This window comes from Clostridium sp. JN-9 (assembly GCF_004103695.1).
Taxonomy (GTDB): domain Bacteria; phylum Bacillota; class Clostridia; order Clostridiales; family Clostridiaceae; genus JN-9.
The window spans coordinates 1,902,298-1,920,918 of record NZ_CP035280.1 but is presented as its reverse complement, the minus strand read 5'-3'; the positions used below and the strand labels follow the sequence as shown (position 1 = coordinate 1,920,918).

Sequence of the window (18,621 nt, the reverse complement as noted above, 5' to 3'; positions counted from 1 at the left end):
CACACTAATTGCCAAGTAGATTTCAAAGTAAATCAGCTAGATTAATAGAGATAATTCAAGGGCTTATATTATTGTGATATATATGCATAAAAATAGGATTTTTGCAAAAAATAAAACTATATTTAAGCTACACAAACTCATTATTTAGTAATATCCCCCAAAAAAATTACTACAGGAATTTGCCTCCCGTAGTAATTTTAATTAATCATATTTAATCTAATATACACAAGTCTGTGGACACTCTCGATTTTACATAAATATATTTACGTTTCCGGTGCTAATGCCATGACTTCTCAATACTAGAAATATTCTTTCGTATTTTTTTTAATCTTCGGTTCAGATGTATTTTTAAACTGGGTTATCAACATTCCTTAAACAATTTAAAGAAATTTACAGTTTCATCGAAGTCATTTTGGCTTTCATATATGTTAGTAATAATGCCTAGACTTAAAGCAAAATCAACATATTCATTTGGTTTAGCTAAAACAAATCTATTGCCTAACTTTACATTGCTTATTGAATATTTATCAATATCATTGCTGGTTATTAAAGAATTTTCCTTTAATATATCTACACCTGAACAAATAGCTCCAAATAAACATTCAGATAAGTTTGATTTACATAAAAAGTCTCTGAGTAATGACTTATTATTTATTAAATTTATATTTCCGCCTGGAATTACAACTACATCTCCTTTTGAACTTGATACATTTTGCATTAAAGTATCGCATTTAACTTTGATTCCTTCAAAAGATCTTATTTCTTCAGCATCTATTCCAACAGTTATAATATTATATTTGGCTTTTAAAAAATAACATCCTAATATTATTTCAAACAATGCACACTCATCATACATTAAAACATACACATTCATATCACACATTCCTTTCTAATTTTGATGATTTAATCTTATTTACTGCTCCTTTCAGCCATAATAAAGCACTTATTATTATAACTGCTAAAATTAATACTCCATCAAGTATATTTATAATATCATATGATAAAATTTCTAATGCAGATTTGTATAAAATATTTATGGTTATAGGTATCTCATATACTAATCTTATGCAACAAAATATAAATCCGAATATATACGCTAAGCAAAATAACTTTACCCTCTTAATTTCTGCACTAGATAAATCTTCAAGTTCATTGCTATGTTTGTTTTTAGTCAATTTATTTTTTATATAAATCTTACTGTAGCTATGCAAACCACTTAAGTCAAATACTGTTAATAATACAAGATAAAAGTCAGTTCTTAAAAAAACCATAAATTGCCACAAGAAATTTAATGTTAATATTAATATTATTATGCTTGTAATATTATTGGTTGTTGAATTTAAATTAGCTAATTTTAATACTAAGCTAATAAACATTATTACTGTCTCAAAACACACTCCTGCAAAATAAGAAAAGTATCTATTTTTATTCGGAACAGACCACAATCCATTTATATCGGCTTCAACTACTAACCATATTAATCTAAGACTAAGATTAAATTTTACACCTATATTTAGTCTAACAACAGATAAAAAATGTCCTAGTTCATGTATAAAAGTTATCATCCAAGATATCAAAAAAAACACAATCATATTAATTCCAATTTTATCTCTGATAAAGAATGCATCTTTAGGCCTTGGAAATAATCTGTTATTAGTGGTAATTAATATACAATTTACAATAAACAGTCCTCCATATACAAATGCAGTATATTTATTAAATAGCAACTTGGATATTGTAATTAAAATACTAGGGTACTTCGTTTCCTCACCAATATTACATTTTTCTCCATCAATTGAATATATTAAATCAATTGAATATAAGGTCTGTATGAAATCTAGAACGTCTATATCCATATTCTTATCTTTTAAGAGTAGTTTTTCTATTTGGAATATTGTATTTGTTCCATTACAATATTCCAATATTGCTAATGCTTCTTTTGGAACCTCTATAAATACATTATTAATCTTGCTTCCAATCACATATGAACCATTAATCTTTTTTTGAATTGATAGTTCTAATTTGACTTTAGATAATTCATTTAACATTATGTAATACTTTTTGCTTTCTTTATTAATTCATATATATTTAATGGCTCTTTAGATTTCTCTTTAGAACTTCCACAGGTTGGACAATTACTCAACTTACTTGTTTGGTTAATATAACTTACTTCTAATGTTTTAGTATTAAGTTGAATAGTACAATCTGAATTAATTACATCTCCATATTTGCCAAGGTATTTCCCAATTTCAGAAGCCAATAGACCGGTTAAGATTATTATATTGGGTGAATATGATGTATTTACACTCTTAAATTCATTTGAATAAGCAAACCTTAATTGTGATTCAAATTCATTATCTTGTTTTAATGAATTTATTAAAAAACAATCATAGCATCCTTTTGTGTTGGAATATTTCTCTATTACAATGCAGTCTGACCCTATTCCACCTTGAATCATTACTTTATTATTTTTTATGCAAGCATAATTGACCCATCTTGCAGATTCAACAGGTGGTGTATCGATACCATTTACTACTATATCTGCATCTTTTACTATCTCATCTAAATCAGCTGTGCATGTTATCTTCTTATTGAATATTTCAACCTTTACAGAACTATTTATCGAATTGATTTTCTCTTTTGCAACATCTACTTTAAGTTTTCCTATATCACTTTCAAAATAAGGAATTTGTCTACTTAGATTGCTAATTTCTATGCGATCATAATCCACTAATATTATTCTTCCAATACCCATTGTAGCTAGTGAAGTAGCTAATAAGCTTGCTCCTCCGACCCCTATTATCACCACTGTTGAATTCATTAAGTTTTTTTGATATACATATTTAGATTTATTCAAATCTGCATAATTAGAAAAATAGTTTAAATTAGTTTTATATCTTTCTTTATCCATTTCAGATAATAACGTACTATCTAATTCCATATCCTCAATTAATAAGTTTTCATCAAGTACATTTATAAGCTCGTCTACATCATCCTTGCTTAGTAAAGTCTTTTCATAAATACTCTCAATACTGAGCTCACCATTAAACAGTTTAACTAATTTGAATATCTCTCCACTTTCATCATCTATTTCTATACTAGTACTCTGAGTTCCAAAAATTATCTTGTCCTTTAAATATATAGGACTCATAGTATCTTTAATTTTAGGTTTCAACTATTATCACCCCCATCTAATTGAATAATAGGCGATAAAGCATTATACTTTATCGCCTATTGTTGTGTTTTTTACCAGTGATGGCAAATTAAAGCTGATTGCTTTTCAACCTTTTTAACATTAATCTTTTTTGTTGAACTCTTTTCAGTCTTTTTCAATTATACCACCTCCATCCCTTTATATAAATTATAACATAACAGGAAATAAGTGTAGACATATTTAATAAATTTATTGAATACTCGCCGATAATTCTATCTATAATCAAACTTAACTACCTAAATCTAAATTTTTAAAAACGTCTTCAAGAGTAATTTTTGAGCTCTTTAAAGATATTTCAATTTGATTAAAAGGTTATGTTTGTAAAATCAATACAAACCATTGGTGCATAAGGGCTTGGGGCACATAAGACCTCAAGCCTTTTTGTTTTAAGAAAACCCCACGTTAGACGTGGGGTTCGGTAAAGCTTAAGCGATGGGGCATGACATAAAAACTCCTTTTGATGTAAAATAAACTTGCGGTCTGGCAACTGCAAGAAAACATCAAAAGGAGGTCGTTAAAAGTGAACGACATACACAGTTTATCACATACAAAATGGAATTGTAAGTATCATATAGTATTTGCACCAAAATACCGAAGGAAGGTATTTTATGGAGAGAAGAGATTGGAGATAGTAAATATATTAAGAGAACTCTGTAAGTGGAAAGGGGTAAATATTATAGAAGCAGAAGTATGTCCAGATCACATACATATGCTATTAGAAATACCCTATTTCTTCGTATCTTTCAAAATTCTGAAACCTCCTATTGTTCAGTCCTTCCCACGCTAATGCGTTTCGCGTGGTACTATGACTTCTGCTGACTTCTGATAGTTCAACCATGCATCACTGCATGGATTGTTATTTCTAAATTCATATCCATAACCTACCTATCAGACCTCCCCAGGTAAGAACGACTGCTTTCACTCCATATATCTGCCACATTTACTCCTTAAACCTCGGATAGCATTGGGTTTCGTTTTGTTTAGCAAACTCACCCGATTTAAGTAAGCCTTATATGTGATTTCTGTTCGTCAGACCAGAGTTTTGCCGCAGGCTTCTTTCAGATTCCATCTCACGATGGACACCCTTGCCGTAGGCTAATGGTTGGTGCTATCAACCCCCATAGTGGACTTTCACCACCAGGCTATCGCCCATGCTGGGCACACTAAAAGAAATGCTACTCAAACGAGCAGCATTCTGAAAACTTTTATTTTTTTCAATTGTCTACTTGACGGGATGCACACCAGTTTTAACCGCTAATGCTATGCTCCTTAAATTTATTCTTTGTTCTTTGATCTTTAATCTTTAATCTTTGGTTTAAATACTTTTATGCAGATTTAGAATTACTTATATCTTCTTCGGCCTTAGCTGTAAGTTTATTTATAAGTACAATTAAGTATCCTAATAAAATTAATATTATAGGTCCTCCATATGTCATAATTATTGATTTTACAGCTTCAGATACAGTTTTAGCCTGTGATATAGAATCAATTCCTGCTCCAAAGAAAGCAACAATACCCAAAATAAATACCGTTGCTGAAACAAATACAACAGATTTTTTTGATTTAAACATTACAAATGGGGGAGTATTGCCTTTTAATCTAAACTTTAAATAAGCAACAGCAAGGATAATATAAGGAATTATCAATGATAATGCAGAAAGGTTCGTCAGCAGTTGGAAGAATGAATCAATAGAATTCAAACCAACAAGCGGCGCAATTATTAAAATTAATACAACAATACATTGAATCCATAATGCATTCTTTAAAGTACCGTCTTCCTGTTTTTTTGTCAGGAACTTTGGAAATGTACCTTCAGGTACTTCTGAGAACATAGCTCTGATAGGTGATTCAAGCCATACTACATATGCGGCAATTGATGTGAGAGTTAATATTGCTGCATATATCTGAACTACTATTTTACCATTTAAGCCAAAATTCTGAGCTAAAATTTTATACACAACATAGTTTGCATCTTTAAGACCAGCTTTTGTTAAAACTTCTGGTGAGGCAATTAAGCATACTGCAAAAGATCCAATTACATAGGCAGCAGCAACAAATATTGTGGCAAGTATTACGCCCTTTGGAAATGTTTTATCTGGGTCTTTTACTTCACCTATATATGTACCTGCAACTTCCGCCCCGGCAACTGAAAATAGCAGCCATGAAAATGTTGAAAAATAAGTTAAATCAAATTTTGGTACAACCGTTGCAGTAGAAAATTCTGAAGCAGAAGGTGTACCAGCTAAGTATCCTATAAATGCCATAACTATAAAAATAATTGTTGCGGCAATAGTAAATTTACCACCAAAATTACTAAGTTTCGAGAACTTTTTTACTCCTGTTGTTGCAATATAAGTTAATAGAATTGCAAGAAATATTGCTATATATGGCAGCAAGTGAGCATTTGAATCGTTAAATCTATTTTCTCCAAATATAGCCCAAGACACCATTACTGGTATTTTCGAAAAAACCAGCTGTAAATAAAATAAGTTAGCAATGAAATATGACCATGTGCCTATATAAGCCCATTTTGAGCCAAGGCCGCTTTCTATCCAGGAGTATATTCCTCCTTCTTTGCCTTTATTTACTGATGCTAACTCAGCAAACATACCTGATAATGGAAGAAAAAACAATAATGAAACCACTAACCATGATGGAATAGATGCTGGTCCTAGTGCCACTGCATTGTTGGTTATATTACCAAATCCAAATGTAGGCACAAAAATTAACATTATAAGAGTCCATAAACCAAAGCTTCTTTTGTTTGTCATAATATTCCTCCTAATAGTAAATATATAATTAAGCTTAATATAAATATAATAAGACAAAATGTGCATTATTTCAACTACAAATTATGCAGTATGATATTAAAATTGCAAATTTAAAGTAATAAATAAGCAGTTTATTAAATTATGTACATAAGCAATGAAAGATAGTGGCTTATTCCCACTATCTTTCATAATCTTTTTTCAATTCTTCTATTATTTATTCAAAAATGATTTTACCATTAGACAATGATAAATTTACAGTACTGCCATCTTTAATTTTACCTTTAAGGTATAATTCTGCTAATTCATCTTCTACATATTTCTGAAGAGTACGGCGCAGTGGTCTGGCACCATATTTTTTATCATATCCTTTTGAAAGCAGGAACTCCTTTACTTCATCAGATACGTTAACCTGAATATTTTTTTCTCTTGCCTCATTTAATATTTCTTTTAACATTAAATCCAGGATCTGTCTTAACTCATCTTTGTTTAATTCAGTAAAAATTATGCATTCGTCAATTCTATTTAGAAACTCCGGTCTGAACGTCTCCTTTAACACTGTTGAAACCTTATCGGACAGGGCTTCATAATTATCTCTTGAAAAGCCTATACCATTTGATTTAAAACTAGTTCCGGCATTTGAAGTCATAATTAAAATTGTATTTTCAAAATGAACTGTTCTTCCCTGACCGTCGGTTAATCTTCCATCTTCTAATATTTGAAGAAGAATGTTAAATACATCTGGATGGGCTTTTTCAATTTCATCCAGAAGAATTATGGAATAGGGGTTTCTTCTTACCTTTTCAGTAAGCTGACCTCCATTATCATATCCAATATATCCAGGAGGGGCCCCAATTAACTTTGAAACAGTATGTTTTTCCATATACTCTGACATATCAATTCTAATTAATGCCTTTTCATTTTCAAATAACTCATCTGCCAGAGCTTTGGCTAATTCTGTTTTACCTACTCCTGTAGGGCCAACGAATATAAAAGATGCCGGCTTTTTAAACTTTTTAAAGCCTGATCTATTTCTTCTTATAGTTCTTGATACACTTGATACGGCTTCATTCTGGCCTATTATTCTCTTATGAAGCCTTTCCTCAAGATTTAACAGCTTCTCTGCTTCAATTTCAGTTATTTTTTGTACAGGTACTTTTGTCCATGCCTCAACTACGGAAGCAACATCTTCTAATGTGAGAACTACTTTGCTGCCCTGATTTTCAAAAGATTTTATTTTTTCTTCCAGCCTGATTTCTTTGACTTTATTTTCTGCAGCTGCTTCATAATCTTCATGGCTTGATGAGAATAATATATTTTCTTTAACCTTAGAAAGTTCTTCCTTTAAAGCTTCTAATTCCACAAGGCCTTTGTTCCTTAAGTTAGCTCTTGAGCCTGCTTCATCAATTACATCAATAGCTTTATCAGGTAAAAATCTGTCTGTTATATATCTTTCTGACAGCTTTACAGCAGCTTCAATTATATCATCAGGTATTATTATTTTATGATAATTTTCATAATAACCTTTTATACCTTTTAAAATTTCAATTGTATCATCTACTGAAGGCTCTTCTACTAAAACAGGCTGAAATCTTCTTTCAAGGGCAGAGTCTTTTTCTATATATTTTCTGTATTCTTCAATTGTAGTAGCGCCAATTATCTGAACTTCACCCTTTGCCAATGCAGGTTTTAAAATATTAGCAGCATTTAAAGAGCCATTTTCTGCACTTCCTGCCCCCATGATATTTTGAATTTCATCAATTATTAATATTATATTACCGTTTTCTTTGACTTCATCAATGATTCCCTTCATTCTTGATTCAAACTGTCCTCGAAATTGTGTACCTGCCACAATAGATGTAAGTTCCAGCTGATAAATTTCAGTATCAAAAAATCTAACTGGTACTTTCTTTTCTACAATTCTAACTGCCAAACCCTCGGCTATGGCTGTTTTGCCAACACCTGCTTCTCCAATTAAAATAGGATTATTCTTAGTACGTCTGTTTAATATCTGAATAACTCTGTCAATTTCTCTTTGTCTTCCTATTACTTCGTCTATTTCATTTCTCTTTGCCTTTTCAGTAAGATTTATCCCATATGCATCCAAATGCTTCCTTGACTTTGGCTTTTTCTTTTTAACTTCAGATGATGCAGCTGCCTCATTAGATTTCCTAGTATTTGCATCATTTTCACTTTCAATTTCATTCTTATTTTGAGAGCCTGCAAGAGCACCATCAAACATATTCATTAATGGATTATTTGAATTCATATTATCAAGATCCATACTTCCAAGGACTTCACCCATCTGCTGATTCAGATTTTCTAAATCATCTTCATTCATATTCATATTTCCCATCATATTAGATAAAGGAGAAATTCCCAGCTTTTTAGCGCAGGGGATACAGTATCCTGTTAATTCCTGTTTACCATTTACAATGTTATTGGTAAATATTACTGCTACATTTTTTTTACAAACCGAGCACATTACCACAAGTATCATCTCCAATGTTTTCTTAAAGATATATATATTATATCAAATAAGTCAAATTTAACATAATTAATAATTTATAACAGAAGTTTAGCACCTAAAAAAGTTTTAGGGCGCAGCCCGCTGATTTATATTGATTTGCTAGTATTTAATAAAAACATTGTAAAATCCGATTTCTACTGGAAATTATAAAAAAAATTTGCATAATAAAAGCATCCTTTTTATAATAGTTTTGCACAACACAATAGAAAGGATGCCTTAAGATGAATAAAAGTTATTTAAAACAAATGCTCACCTATATTAATAAAGTATACGATATAGGTGAAAAAATCAATACCTTAGAGGATAAAAAGATAAAATCTCTAGTAAAAATTTCAACAATCACCTTTGTAGTTTTGTTTGGATTTATGCTTCAAATAAGAAGTTTCAACAGGTTAGAGCATTGGCTTAAAAAAGGTAAATTTAAAAAAGTATTACCTAAAAACACTAAAATGATTCACATTGATGCCGTTAGGCGCTGCTTAAGTGATTTTGATTTGAATGGTTTGAAAAATATTCATGATAGTATAATTAGAACTACGATAAAAAATAAGATATTTAGAAATGGTACCATAGATGGCTTAAAGGTAGTTGCTGTAGATGGTGTAGAATTATTTGAAAGTGCTAAAAAATTTTGTGACAAATGTCTTTCACGAAAGAATAAGGATGGCACTACTCGTCATTTCCACAGATCTGTAGTTTGTACTACCGTAGGTTCGGATCCCCATGTTATTTTAGGACAAGAAATGCTTGAACCTAAGAAAGATAGTTCGAATAAAGATGAAGGTGAAATCACCGGAGGTATAAGATTAATAAAAAAATTATATCGTAAATATCACCATTTTGCCGATATTATAGTAGCTGATGCTTTATATTGTAAATCTACTTGGATAAAAGAAGTCCTTTCAATAGGAATGAATGCAGTAGTAAGAGTTAAAGATGAGCGTCTTCTCATTGTAAAGGATGCATTAGCTCTATTTAAGCGCCGTGAGGCTGATAAGAAATGGATTGTAAAGCAGGGAAGTAAAGACTATACCAAAATTAAAGCTTGGGATGAAGATAATTTTGAAATATCAGATCCGACTATCAAAGTTAGATTTATAAGGTTTATAGAAGAAATTCATACTGGAGATAAGGTAGAAATTAAAGAAGGCTGGATTATAACAACAGACAAATTTGCCTCAGTAGAAACCTTGTGGAAGATAATGCACAAGAGGTGGGATATAGAAAATAATGCCTTTCATCAGCTTAAAACAGAATGGCATTTAGATCATTGCTTTCTTCATAGCCCTACGGGCGTAGAGACAGTACTGATGTTTATAATTATAGCGTTTAATCTGATGCAGTTATATTTTTTTAGATGTATCAGAGGTTTTAGAAAGAAACGGATGCTTCAAATAGATATTATTGAAGATATAAAAGATGAAAGATTTACTATAGATGACAACTGGAATAATCCAATATTTAAAAAGACTTAATATAAAAATAAAATTGGAAATCGATTATTAAAATTTCTTAGGGTAAGGGTAATTATAACTATTTTTTCGACATATCGGTCTGTTGATTTACCAGCCATGTAAGAAAGTACAATAAAATACAATTCCAGTAAAAGTAAATCTTTTACTGGAATTTAGATGCGAAATCTCTGAATTTATAAACATATCATTTATAATTTATAAAAATAAAAGTATAATAGTTATTGTATGGGTTAATAGTAAAAAGAGGAGACAGTGATAAATGAATGTAATTGAATCATATAACAGGCGTAAGGAAAAGTATACAAGGCTTGAGGCTAAACTTACAAGGCAATATAATTATACAGCAGCACTAAGATTATTTGTTTTTTTATTTTCAGCTGTATTAATAATATATTTTCACAAAATAAAGCTGTATTTTATGGAAGCAAGTATAATATTGATATTTTTAATTTTATATGGAGTCTTAATAAATATTCAAAATAAAATAAGATATCACAAAAAACTATGCTTAAACATAATAGGCATTAATAAAGATTCAATAGAAAGGGCCCAGGGAAACTGGACTGATTTTAAAGATAATGGAGAAGAATTTAAAGATGAATTACACCAGTATTCTTATGATCTGGACATTTTCGGAAAAGGTTCCTTGTTTCAATATATAAATTCCACAGTTACTTATACCGGCAAACAAACTTTGAGAAAAACTTTAACAAATGCTGATTATACACCTAAAGAAATTTATGAAAGGCAAAAAGCTGTAATTGAGTTATCAAAAAAAACAGGATGGAGGCAAAGATTTCAATCCGAAGGGAAGATTAACTTTCAAGATATGAAAAATCCGGAAGAATTAATTAAATGGGCAAAGGAAACAATCAGCACTGATAGTGATAAAAGTCAGCTTAATTTAATTAGATATACTCCCCTGTTAACAATATTTATGGCAGTTTTATATTTTCCATTACACTTAATACCTGTATATATTCTTTCAATATTTGTTATTTTTCAGGTTTTTTTAGTGTATTATAAAAAAACAAAAAGAGTTAAATATTTGGAACTGATAAATTTATATAAGAAAGATATTTTAACATATATGAATCTTCTTAAGAATATAGAAAAAGCAAAATTTCACTGCAGCTATTTAAAAGATTTACAATCAAAATTATATGACAGCAATGGCTGCAGTTCCACTAACCAAATAAATGCATTAGTTAAACTTTCCAGACTTATCTCAGATAGAAATAATTTAATTTATATTATTTTAAATATTTTAACTTTATGGGATTATCAATACATGTTTGCACTAGATAAATGGAAAAAGGTATCAGGGCCCAATATAAATGTATGGCTTAATGTTATTGGTGAAATGGAGTCCTTATGCAGCATTTCCATATTGCAACATGATAATGCTCACTGGACCATGCCGAAATTTCAAGAAAATAAATTGTTTATCTATAGTAAAAATATGGGCCATCCTCTTATAACTAAAAACAGAGTATGCAATGATTTAAAAATAGGGGACAGTGAAAAAATAATTTTAGTTACAGGTTCAAATATGTCAGGGAAAAGTACATTGTTAAGAACTGTTGGAGTTAATTTAGTTCTGGCATATGCAGGATCACCAGTATGTGCAGAAAGTTTCAGCTGTTCTAAAATGGATATCTTTACATGTATGCGTACCAGTGACAATATAGAAGAAAACATCTCATCTTTCTATGCAGAATTATTAAAGATAAAAAAAATAATTAAAGCAGTAAATGAAAATAAAAAGGTACTGTTTCTGCTTGATGAGATTTTCAAAGGAACAAATTCCTATGACAGGCATATTGGCGCAAAGATGCTTTTAAATAAATTAAGCAAAAAAGATGCTATTGGATTTGTTTCAACTCATGACCTTGAATTAGGAGATTTACAAAATGAAAACAATCAAATCAAAAATTATCATTTTGAAGAATATTATAGAAATAACAAGATTTTTTTCGATTATAAACTGAGAAAAGGGGTATCCACTACAACTAATGCCTTATATTTAATGAAATTAGCCGGAATAGACACCCTTTAACAATAAATTTTAATATCTTAAGAAGCTGAAAATAAAATCATAATAATAATCTCCAAAAGCATTTGTACATCCATAATCAATAAGAACATTTTCATCAGCAAGTTTCCCCCATGAACCTGCTGATCTTATATCATTATAATAAAGGAAGAATTTACTTGTGTAATAATTTATTTCATTTAATGAATTAGGTTCGGGTCTTATGGTTCTTAAGTCCACAAATCTGGATCTTGTGATTTTTTTAAAGGAGACAGCTCTTTTCATAATCAGTAATCTGGGTTTAAACCATATAATAGGGCATAAATATTTTCTGAAATTATTATCTGCATGGGTAAATACATAATGTTCAACTGAGTTCTGATAAATTCCCTCAGATCCTTTTGCAACCTTTACGACTAAATCTTCATTTAAAGCATATACTTTTCTGCTTATTCCTTCTCCAAGAAATTTATATCTTTCAGCAATCTTTCTTGGATCAAGAGAATAGATGCTTTCAAAATATTCATTTGCAGTCAAATTTTCACCTCGGCAAAAATTACTTATGTAATATGATATTAAGAAAAGCATCATGTTGACACTTTTAATTGTTTTTATTAGCTACAACTACAGGCATAACAATGGTAAATTCCGAACCATGACCTAGCTTACTATTAACTGAAATTGAACCACTATGGGCTTCTACTAAAGTTTTTGTAATGGTAAGCCCTAAGCCTGAACCTCCAGTATGAGTGTCTCTCGAGGAATCACTTCTGTAAAATCTCTCAAATATGTGGGGCAGATCTTCCTCACTGATTCCTGCACCAGTATCTGAAACTTTAATTATGGCATTTTCATGTTTTGATTTCAAACTTACTAATACAGTACCATTTGTATTAAGATATTTATAAGCATTAAAAATTATATTTTGCATTATTTGATTAAGCTTATCCTTATCCATAATTACATTTATATTATCATCAATTTCACACATTAAATTAAAATTACTTTTATCAAACAGGGGTTTAAAGTTGAGAATTATTTTGTTTATTTCATCAGAAAGATTAAATTTACATTTAATTAAATTTAATTTGGACTCCTCAAGTTTTGATAAATCTCTTAAATTATCTACTAATTTATTTAATCTTTCTATTTCTTCATAAAAACTTTCAAATATCTCAGTACTTGGTTCCCATATTCCGTCAATTAATGCCTCCACATGAGTTTTTAACACAGTTAATGGAGTGCGTATTTCATGTGCCATATCTGAGGTCATTCTTTTTCTGTAAATTTCCTGATGATTAAGGGTTTCAGCTAGATAATTTATAGAAAGAGATAAGTCTTGTATTTCTTTTGTGCTGCTATTTACATCAGACCTTAATTGAAGATTTCCATTTCTCATTTCATTGGCAGTATGTGTTATTTCAACTAAAGGTTTTGAAAGCTGATTTGAAATCATAATGCTAAGCAATAAACCAAATATTAAAGCTATTATTGCAGAGATAACAAAGGATTTGTTAAGAGTCATAATAAATGTTACTGCACCATTGGTCATAAGTGAACTGCTAAAGTAACCGCAGACTATAGTGCCTGCTTTTTTGCTGCCTTTAATTAAATCATGCTTTTCTTCAGTGTAGTCTCCATTGTTTTTAGTCATTAGACTGTGCATTCCATGGCCCATCATGGCACCCATGTTTTTCATACCATTATGATTAGGTATTCCAGAAGTATAAATCTGCCCGCCATCTGAATCCAGAATTTCAATACACATATTTTCCATTTGAGAATATCTTTGAAGCTGCTGCTTTGCAGAATCAGAAAGTTTATTATTTTCATCATATAATTCGCTTACCATAGTAACAGCTTTATCAATCTTTGAATTATTTTCATTTTTTAAATAGGTGCTAAATAATTTGTTTATCATAACATTTGATATGAAACCTGCAATTATTAATGAACCCAGTACAGCTGCAAGAAAGCCAAAAGATAATTTTTTCTTTAATGTAACCTTCACTGATTATTCCTCCCAAATTTGTAACCCAACCCATAAATTGTCTGAATATAAACAGGTTCTCTTGGATTATCCTCAATTTTCTGTCTGATGTTTTTAATATATGTATCAATATTTCTATCAGTTCCGCCATAGTCATATCCAAAGGCTTTTTCCACTAGTTTTTCTCTAGAAAATACTTCACCTGGATTTGAAAGAAGAACCACCAGAACCTTAAATTCATTTACGGTAAAAGATAGGGGATTCCCATTTTTTTTAACAATCATTTTATTAATATCAACTTCAATATCTCCATTATTAAAGGATAAATGCTCAGCTAAAGTATTGTCCTCTCTGTATGTTCTTCTAAGCAAAGCTTTAACTCTTCCCACTAATTCTCTGGTACTAAAAGGTTTTGTAATATAGTCGTCAGCACCAATAGCAAGCCCCTCTATTTTATTGTCTTCATCTGCTTTTGCTGTAAGCATAATTATTGGAATCTGAGAATGTGCTCTTATATTCTTGCATACTTCCTCACCTGAAATTTTAGGAAGCATCAGGTCTAATATGACAAGATGTATTGTTTGTGAATTTATAATATTTAAAGCACCTGCACCATCTAATGCAGTTACAACTTCATATCCTTCTTTAATTAAATATGCCTTTATAACATCAAGGATTTTCTGCTCATCATCCACAACTAAAATTTTTACATTACCATTCAAGAAAACCACCCCTATTGAATAACCATTTATATTTAATTATATAATAATAAAACTAGAGGTGAAACCTCTAGTTTACTACTTTTTAAAAATAATATTTTTTCTTTTTAAATATTCCTCTTCTGAAATCTCACCCTTTGCAAACTTTTCATCTAGTATTTTAAGAGCACTGTTTGAGCTATTAGTATATTTTTTAAACAGCTTAACTATAATGAAGATAATAGCTATTAAAATAATAATTCTGATGCCCATTGTTATTAAGAAAAAGCTGCTGTTGAATCCGCCAAAGCCTCTTCCAAAACCATTGCCAAATCCGCCATAACCAAATCTTCCACAAAACATATATATTCCTCCTGTTAAAATAAGTTTTATTTCTATGATTTAATTATAGAAATAAATTGTGGAGGAATTATGTGGATGTATGAATTTAAATATATTGTGATCTTCTAATATATAAAGTATTATTCTGATCTAACATTCTCTTATGATATAAATTAAAATTAATATCATATTCATCAAGGAAAGAATTAACTTTCATTTTACTGTCAAGGCATGATGATACTAATACTATTAAATTATTGTTTTTTACTATAAAATATTGCCTTTTGTATAAATCAATTATATCTTTTACTGCTTCAAGTGAAATGGTTATACTATCCGAACTACTATCATTAACTGGTTTGCTTTTAAGAAAATCAGCATAAAGTACAGCATTTTTTATAGTTGAAATTATCTGATCTGCATTTTTCAATGGCTTTTCAATAAACCTGTAAATGTCACCATTATTAATGAAATCTAATGTGGAAGAAATCTGATTTATTTCAACAAGAAATATTCTGACTATATATGGATATTTATTCTTAACAATTTTTATTAAATCAAGACCGCTTTTATCCGGCAATATCATATCTGATGCTATTACATCAATCTTATCATGAATAAGAATGTCCAAAGCCTCATCTGCTGCTTTGGCAAAATGCACATTGTAATCACTATTTTTAAACATTATATTTAACTGATTAAGGATATAGCTGTCATCATCAACAAATAAAATATCTTTTTGTTCAGTCATAGATGTACCCTGCTACTCAAAATATGGTCAAATGTATCCATACTGAGAAAATTCCTACTTCATTGTACTCTGCCTTGCCTAAGCTACTACAGTTTGTATAGCACTCCACAAGCGTAAATTCCCGAAATAGCCTTCGGTACACATATAAGCGCTTGTTTAATTAAGCTATCTTATATTCTTTAGCATTAGCTAAATTGATTGAAGCATTTAAATCTCTATCAATAGAAGTATTGCAATTAACACATTTATACACCCTATCTGATAGTTTTAAATCCTTTTTAATATTTCCGCAGCAGCTGCAAGTTTTACTACTTGGATAAAATCTATCAACTACTCTTATTTCTATATTATTTTGTTTTGCTTTTGAAATAAGTTTAATTCTAAATTCATAAAACTTTTGTTGTGCAACTGCCTTTGCTAAATGACGGTTCTTCATCATTCCTTTTGTATTTAAATCCTCTATTGTTATAAAGCTTGGTTTTTGCTTTATTAACTCACTTACTGTTTTATTAATATAATCAGTTCTAATATTTGTAAGTTTTTGATGAAGTTTTTGTACCTTGACTATTTGTTTTTGGATATTTTGACGAGCAGCTTCCCCTTTCTCTTTTTTATTTCTTAATTTTAAACTTTCATATTTCCTTGAAAGCTTTCTTTGCTCACGTTTTAGTTTCTTTTCTGCTTTTTTAACTGTTTTAGTTTTATTAATATTCTTCTTAGTTATTCCATTACTGCAAATTGCAAAATCCTTTAGCCCAAGGTCTATACCTATTCCTTCTGAATGGGGCTTATTGTTTACTTGAATATCTTCATCAACTAATACAGAAACATAATATCTATCAGCTTTTTGACTTACTGTTCCACTTGTTATTCTGCCATTAGCTGGTATATAGCCGTATTCCTTGAGTCTAACCCAACCTAAAGTTGGTATTTTAATTCTATGCCTTTCAATAGTCCAATCTGTTTTATTGTTTTTAGGAAAGTAGGCTTTAACATCTTGGTTTTTCTTTTTCTTAAACTTTGGGAAACCAGATTTACCATTAAAAAACTTTTTAAAAGCTTTTTCTCCATTCATAATAGCTTGTTTAGTAGCTTTGGAAGATACTCCTTTAATCCAAAGTTTATCTATATTGCTAGGAATATACTCATTGTTAAGCCACCTCGAAAAATCCATGCCACTTACAAATTTCTTTTCTCTTTCGTAAACTTCCTTATTATGTGAAACATAAAAGTTATATATGAACCTGCTTACACCAATTGTTCGATGAATTTTAGTTATCTGTTCTTCTGTTGGTTTAATCTCTGTTTTGTATGCTTTTTTCAACTTCTTCATCTTCCTTTATCTTTATTTCCAGAAGATGTTATACCCATAAACTCTTTATACTGTTCATAAGTATAAAACCGCCTATTTGTTGGTGTTCTAAATGTTTTTAATTTTCCTGCGTTATCCCATGGTTGTAGTGTTAAAACTGATACATTTAATAATTTAGCAAATTCTTTAGGCTTATAGTTCTTAATCAAATATAGTCACTCCTTTTTTGGTGATTATATTATAACATGTCTGAATATACTTGCATATAAGTTTATAAACTATTTTATTTCTCCTTAAACATAAATTTAAGCACTTTTAAATTTACTTACTTTTAATCCTTTAAGTCTTCTAATACTTTTAATAAGGGATAAAGAATTTGTCTTTATAGGTACTATGTTCTCCTTTTGAATAAAGTCAATTTGAATCTGGAGCACCCTGAATTTCAAAAGCTTTGATATATATAATAACTCCAGGTCAATTGGGGTACCGGTATCCTGCTTTAAAAGTGACAGTATATAATTTGAAGCTGTGGCACTCATACCAATTAAGCCATTTTCTAAGTATGTTATTCCTTCAGGAAGCAGGGAATTGATTAGCGGCTTTTCCATAATATTAATATTATTTTTTAAATATTCATCTGATTTTGAATTTGACCCTATAATCATATCAAAGTAACCCAGTTTTAAAATGTTTACTATTTTAGATATATCAGAAATATTATATTGTTTATAAGTATCTATAAGTATCATTATTTGAGAATCAATGGAACGCAGGGCATCCAGATAGTTGCATGCTTTTCTGTAAACTAATTTTATTTGTGATTTAATTGTGTCATTATTTAAGGCTGTATTCTTTTCAATCTTATTTATTAAATTTTCAATGTTATTTTCACAATTAATATTCACTAAATAAATATAAATATTATTTAAACTTTTTTCAATTAGGATATTAACATTTTCAATTAATGATAATAAATTATTATACTGTGATTTTGCATCGTATATTGGTAATACTAAAGCTATTTCAGATTTTGCATCTGCATATCCAGGATGAATAAGACATTGAATATATTTTATAATTTCCTCTGGATAGTTTTCTCTCCAGATAAGCATTTTTATCTGTCCATAACCATGAATATTCATAAAATCCAGATATTCATCAGGAAAGGCAAAGTCAGTAATTACTAATATAGGAAGCCAGGAATTTATTGAGCGGAGGATATTGGAGGTCTCTATATTTTTAGCTGGTTCTTTAAAATCAATTATAGCAGCATCATAGTTTAATATCCTAAGAGAATTTAATTGATCAGGATTAATAAAGTCAGTTGAGTACAGACTTAGCAGAGAAGAAAAGTTGATTTTTCTATAATTATCCGTAATTATAAGAATTTTTTCATTCATAACAAACCCCCCTATATAAACATTATACTACAAAATTAAGTAATTATGCAGCATAAGTGTTTTGTAAGTGAAAGTTATTCTCATCTTATGTACTAATGAAGGGAGC

General features: G+C 29.7%; 14 protein-coding genes and 2 pseudogenes. 3 read left to right on the top strand and 13 right to left on the bottom strand.

What is annotated here, in order from left to right; all coding sequences use genetic code 11:
- Nucleotides 1-361 precede the first annotated feature (361 nt).
- From EQM05_RS09220 to EQM05_RS09210, 3 genes are read right to left on the bottom strand one after another with little or no spacing between them, the layout of a single operon-like run.
- Nucleotides 362-874 (bottom strand): DJ-1/PfpI family protein, encoded by a 513-nt coding sequence (locus EQM05_RS09220; RefSeq protein WP_164917251.1) that lies wholly within the window; start codon nt 872-874, stop codon nt 362-364.
- A gap of 1 nt (nt 875) precedes the next feature.
- Nucleotides 876-2,048 carry a hypothetical protein gene (locus EQM05_RS09215; RefSeq protein ID WP_128749769.1) on the bottom strand — a complete coding sequence of 391 codons (1,173 nt, stop codon included), beginning with the start codon at nt 2,046-2,048 and terminating at the stop codon, nt 876-878.
- Nucleotides 2,048-3,175 carry a ThiF family adenylyltransferase gene (locus EQM05_RS09210; RefSeq protein ID WP_128749768.1) on the bottom strand — a complete coding sequence of 376 codons (1,128 nt, stop codon included), beginning with the start codon at nt 3,173-3,175 and terminating at the stop codon, nt 2,048-2,050. The genes EQM05_RS09215 and EQM05_RS09210 overlap by 1 nt, the downstream gene beginning before the upstream one ends.
- 559 nt (nt 3,176-3,734) lie before the next feature.
- Between EQM05_RS09210 and tnpA the strand changes: the two are divergent.
- Nucleotides 3,735-3,941, top strand: a pseudogene (tnpA, locus tag EQM05_RS09205) (IS200/IS605 family transposase); the annotation flags it as partial.
- A gap of 598 nt (nt 3,942-4,539) precedes the next feature.
- On the opposite strand, the gene EQM05_RS09200 reads toward tnpA, so the two are convergent.
- Together EQM05_RS09200 and EQM05_RS09195 are read right to left on the bottom strand one after the other, a co-directional pair.
- Nucleotides 4,540-5,985, bottom strand: coding sequence for an amino acid permease (locus EQM05_RS09200; RefSeq protein WP_128749767.1), 1,446 nt, complete (start codon nt 5,983-5,985; stop codon nt 4,540-4,542).
- 214 nt (nt 5,986-6,199) lie between these two features.
- A complete protein-coding gene (locus tag EQM05_RS09195) occupies nt 6,200-8,473 on the bottom strand; it encodes an ATP-dependent Clp protease ATP-binding subunit (RefSeq protein ID WP_128749766.1) in 2,274 nt (757 codons plus the stop codon).
- A 260-nt stretch (nt 8,474-8,733) separates the two neighbouring features.
- On the opposite strand from EQM05_RS09195, the gene EQM05_RS16180 reads away from it, so the two are divergent.
- Nucleotides 8,734-9,987 (top strand): transposase, encoded by a 1,254-nt coding sequence (locus EQM05_RS16180; RefSeq protein ID WP_128748581.1) that lies wholly within the window; start codon nt 8,734-8,736, stop codon nt 9,985-9,987.
- Between the two features lie 259 nt (nt 9,988-10,246).
- Nucleotides 10,247-12,046 (top strand): MutS family DNA mismatch repair protein, encoded by a 1,800-nt coding sequence (locus tag EQM05_RS09185; protein WP_128749765.1) that lies wholly within the window; start codon nt 10,247-10,249, stop codon nt 12,044-12,046.
- A gap of 9 nt (nt 12,047-12,055) precedes the next feature.
- Here the strand turns inward: EQM05_RS09185 and EQM05_RS09180 are convergent, their stop codons facing one another.
- The 8 genes and pseudogenes from EQM05_RS09180 to EQM05_RS09145 form a co-directional block, all read right to left on the bottom strand.
- The gene (locus tag EQM05_RS09180) at nt 12,056-12,559 is read right to left on the bottom strand and encodes a hypothetical protein (protein WP_128749764.1); all 504 of its coding nucleotides are present in this window, start codon (nt 12,557-12,559) and stop codon (nt 12,056-12,058) included.
- 64 nt (nt 12,560-12,623) lie between these two features.
- Nucleotides 12,624-14,033: a HAMP domain-containing sensor histidine kinase gene (locus EQM05_RS09175; RefSeq protein ID WP_128749763.1), complete on the bottom strand. Its 1,410-nt coding sequence runs from the start codon at nt 14,031-14,033 to the stop codon at nt 12,624-12,626.
- On the bottom strand, nt 14,030-14,734 hold the full coding sequence (locus EQM05_RS09170) for a response regulator transcription factor (protein WP_128749762.1): 705 nt from the start codon (nt 14,732-14,734) through the stop codon (nt 14,030-14,032). The genes EQM05_RS09175 and EQM05_RS09170 overlap by 4 nt, the downstream gene beginning before the upstream one ends.
- A 75-nt stretch (nt 14,735-14,809) precedes the next feature.
- A complete protein-coding gene (locus tag EQM05_RS09165; RefSeq protein ID WP_128749761.1) occupies nt 14,810-15,073 on the bottom strand; it encodes an SHOCT domain-containing protein in 264 nt (87 codons plus the stop codon).
- 85 nt (nt 15,074-15,158) lie between these two features.
- Entirely contained in the window at nt 15,159-15,803 is a 645-nt protein-coding gene (locus EQM05_RS09160; RefSeq protein ID WP_128749760.1) for a response regulator, read from the bottom strand.
- 160 nt (nt 15,804-15,963) lie between these two features.
- Entirely contained in the window at nt 15,964-17,136 is a 1,173-nt protein-coding gene (locus tag EQM05_RS09155; RefSeq protein ID WP_205694128.1) for an RNA-guided endonuclease TnpB family protein, read from the bottom strand.
- Between the two features lie 32 nt (nt 17,137-17,168).
- A pseudogene (locus EQM05_RS09150) lies at nt 17,169-17,321 on the bottom strand (helix-turn-helix domain-containing protein); the annotation flags it as partial.
- Between the two features lie 99 nt (nt 17,322-17,420).
- On the bottom strand, nt 17,421-18,515 hold the full coding sequence (locus EQM05_RS09145; RefSeq protein ID WP_128749759.1) for a hypothetical protein: 1,095 nt from the start codon (nt 18,513-18,515) through the stop codon (nt 17,421-17,423).
- Nucleotides 18,516-18,621: the final 106 nt, after the last annotated feature.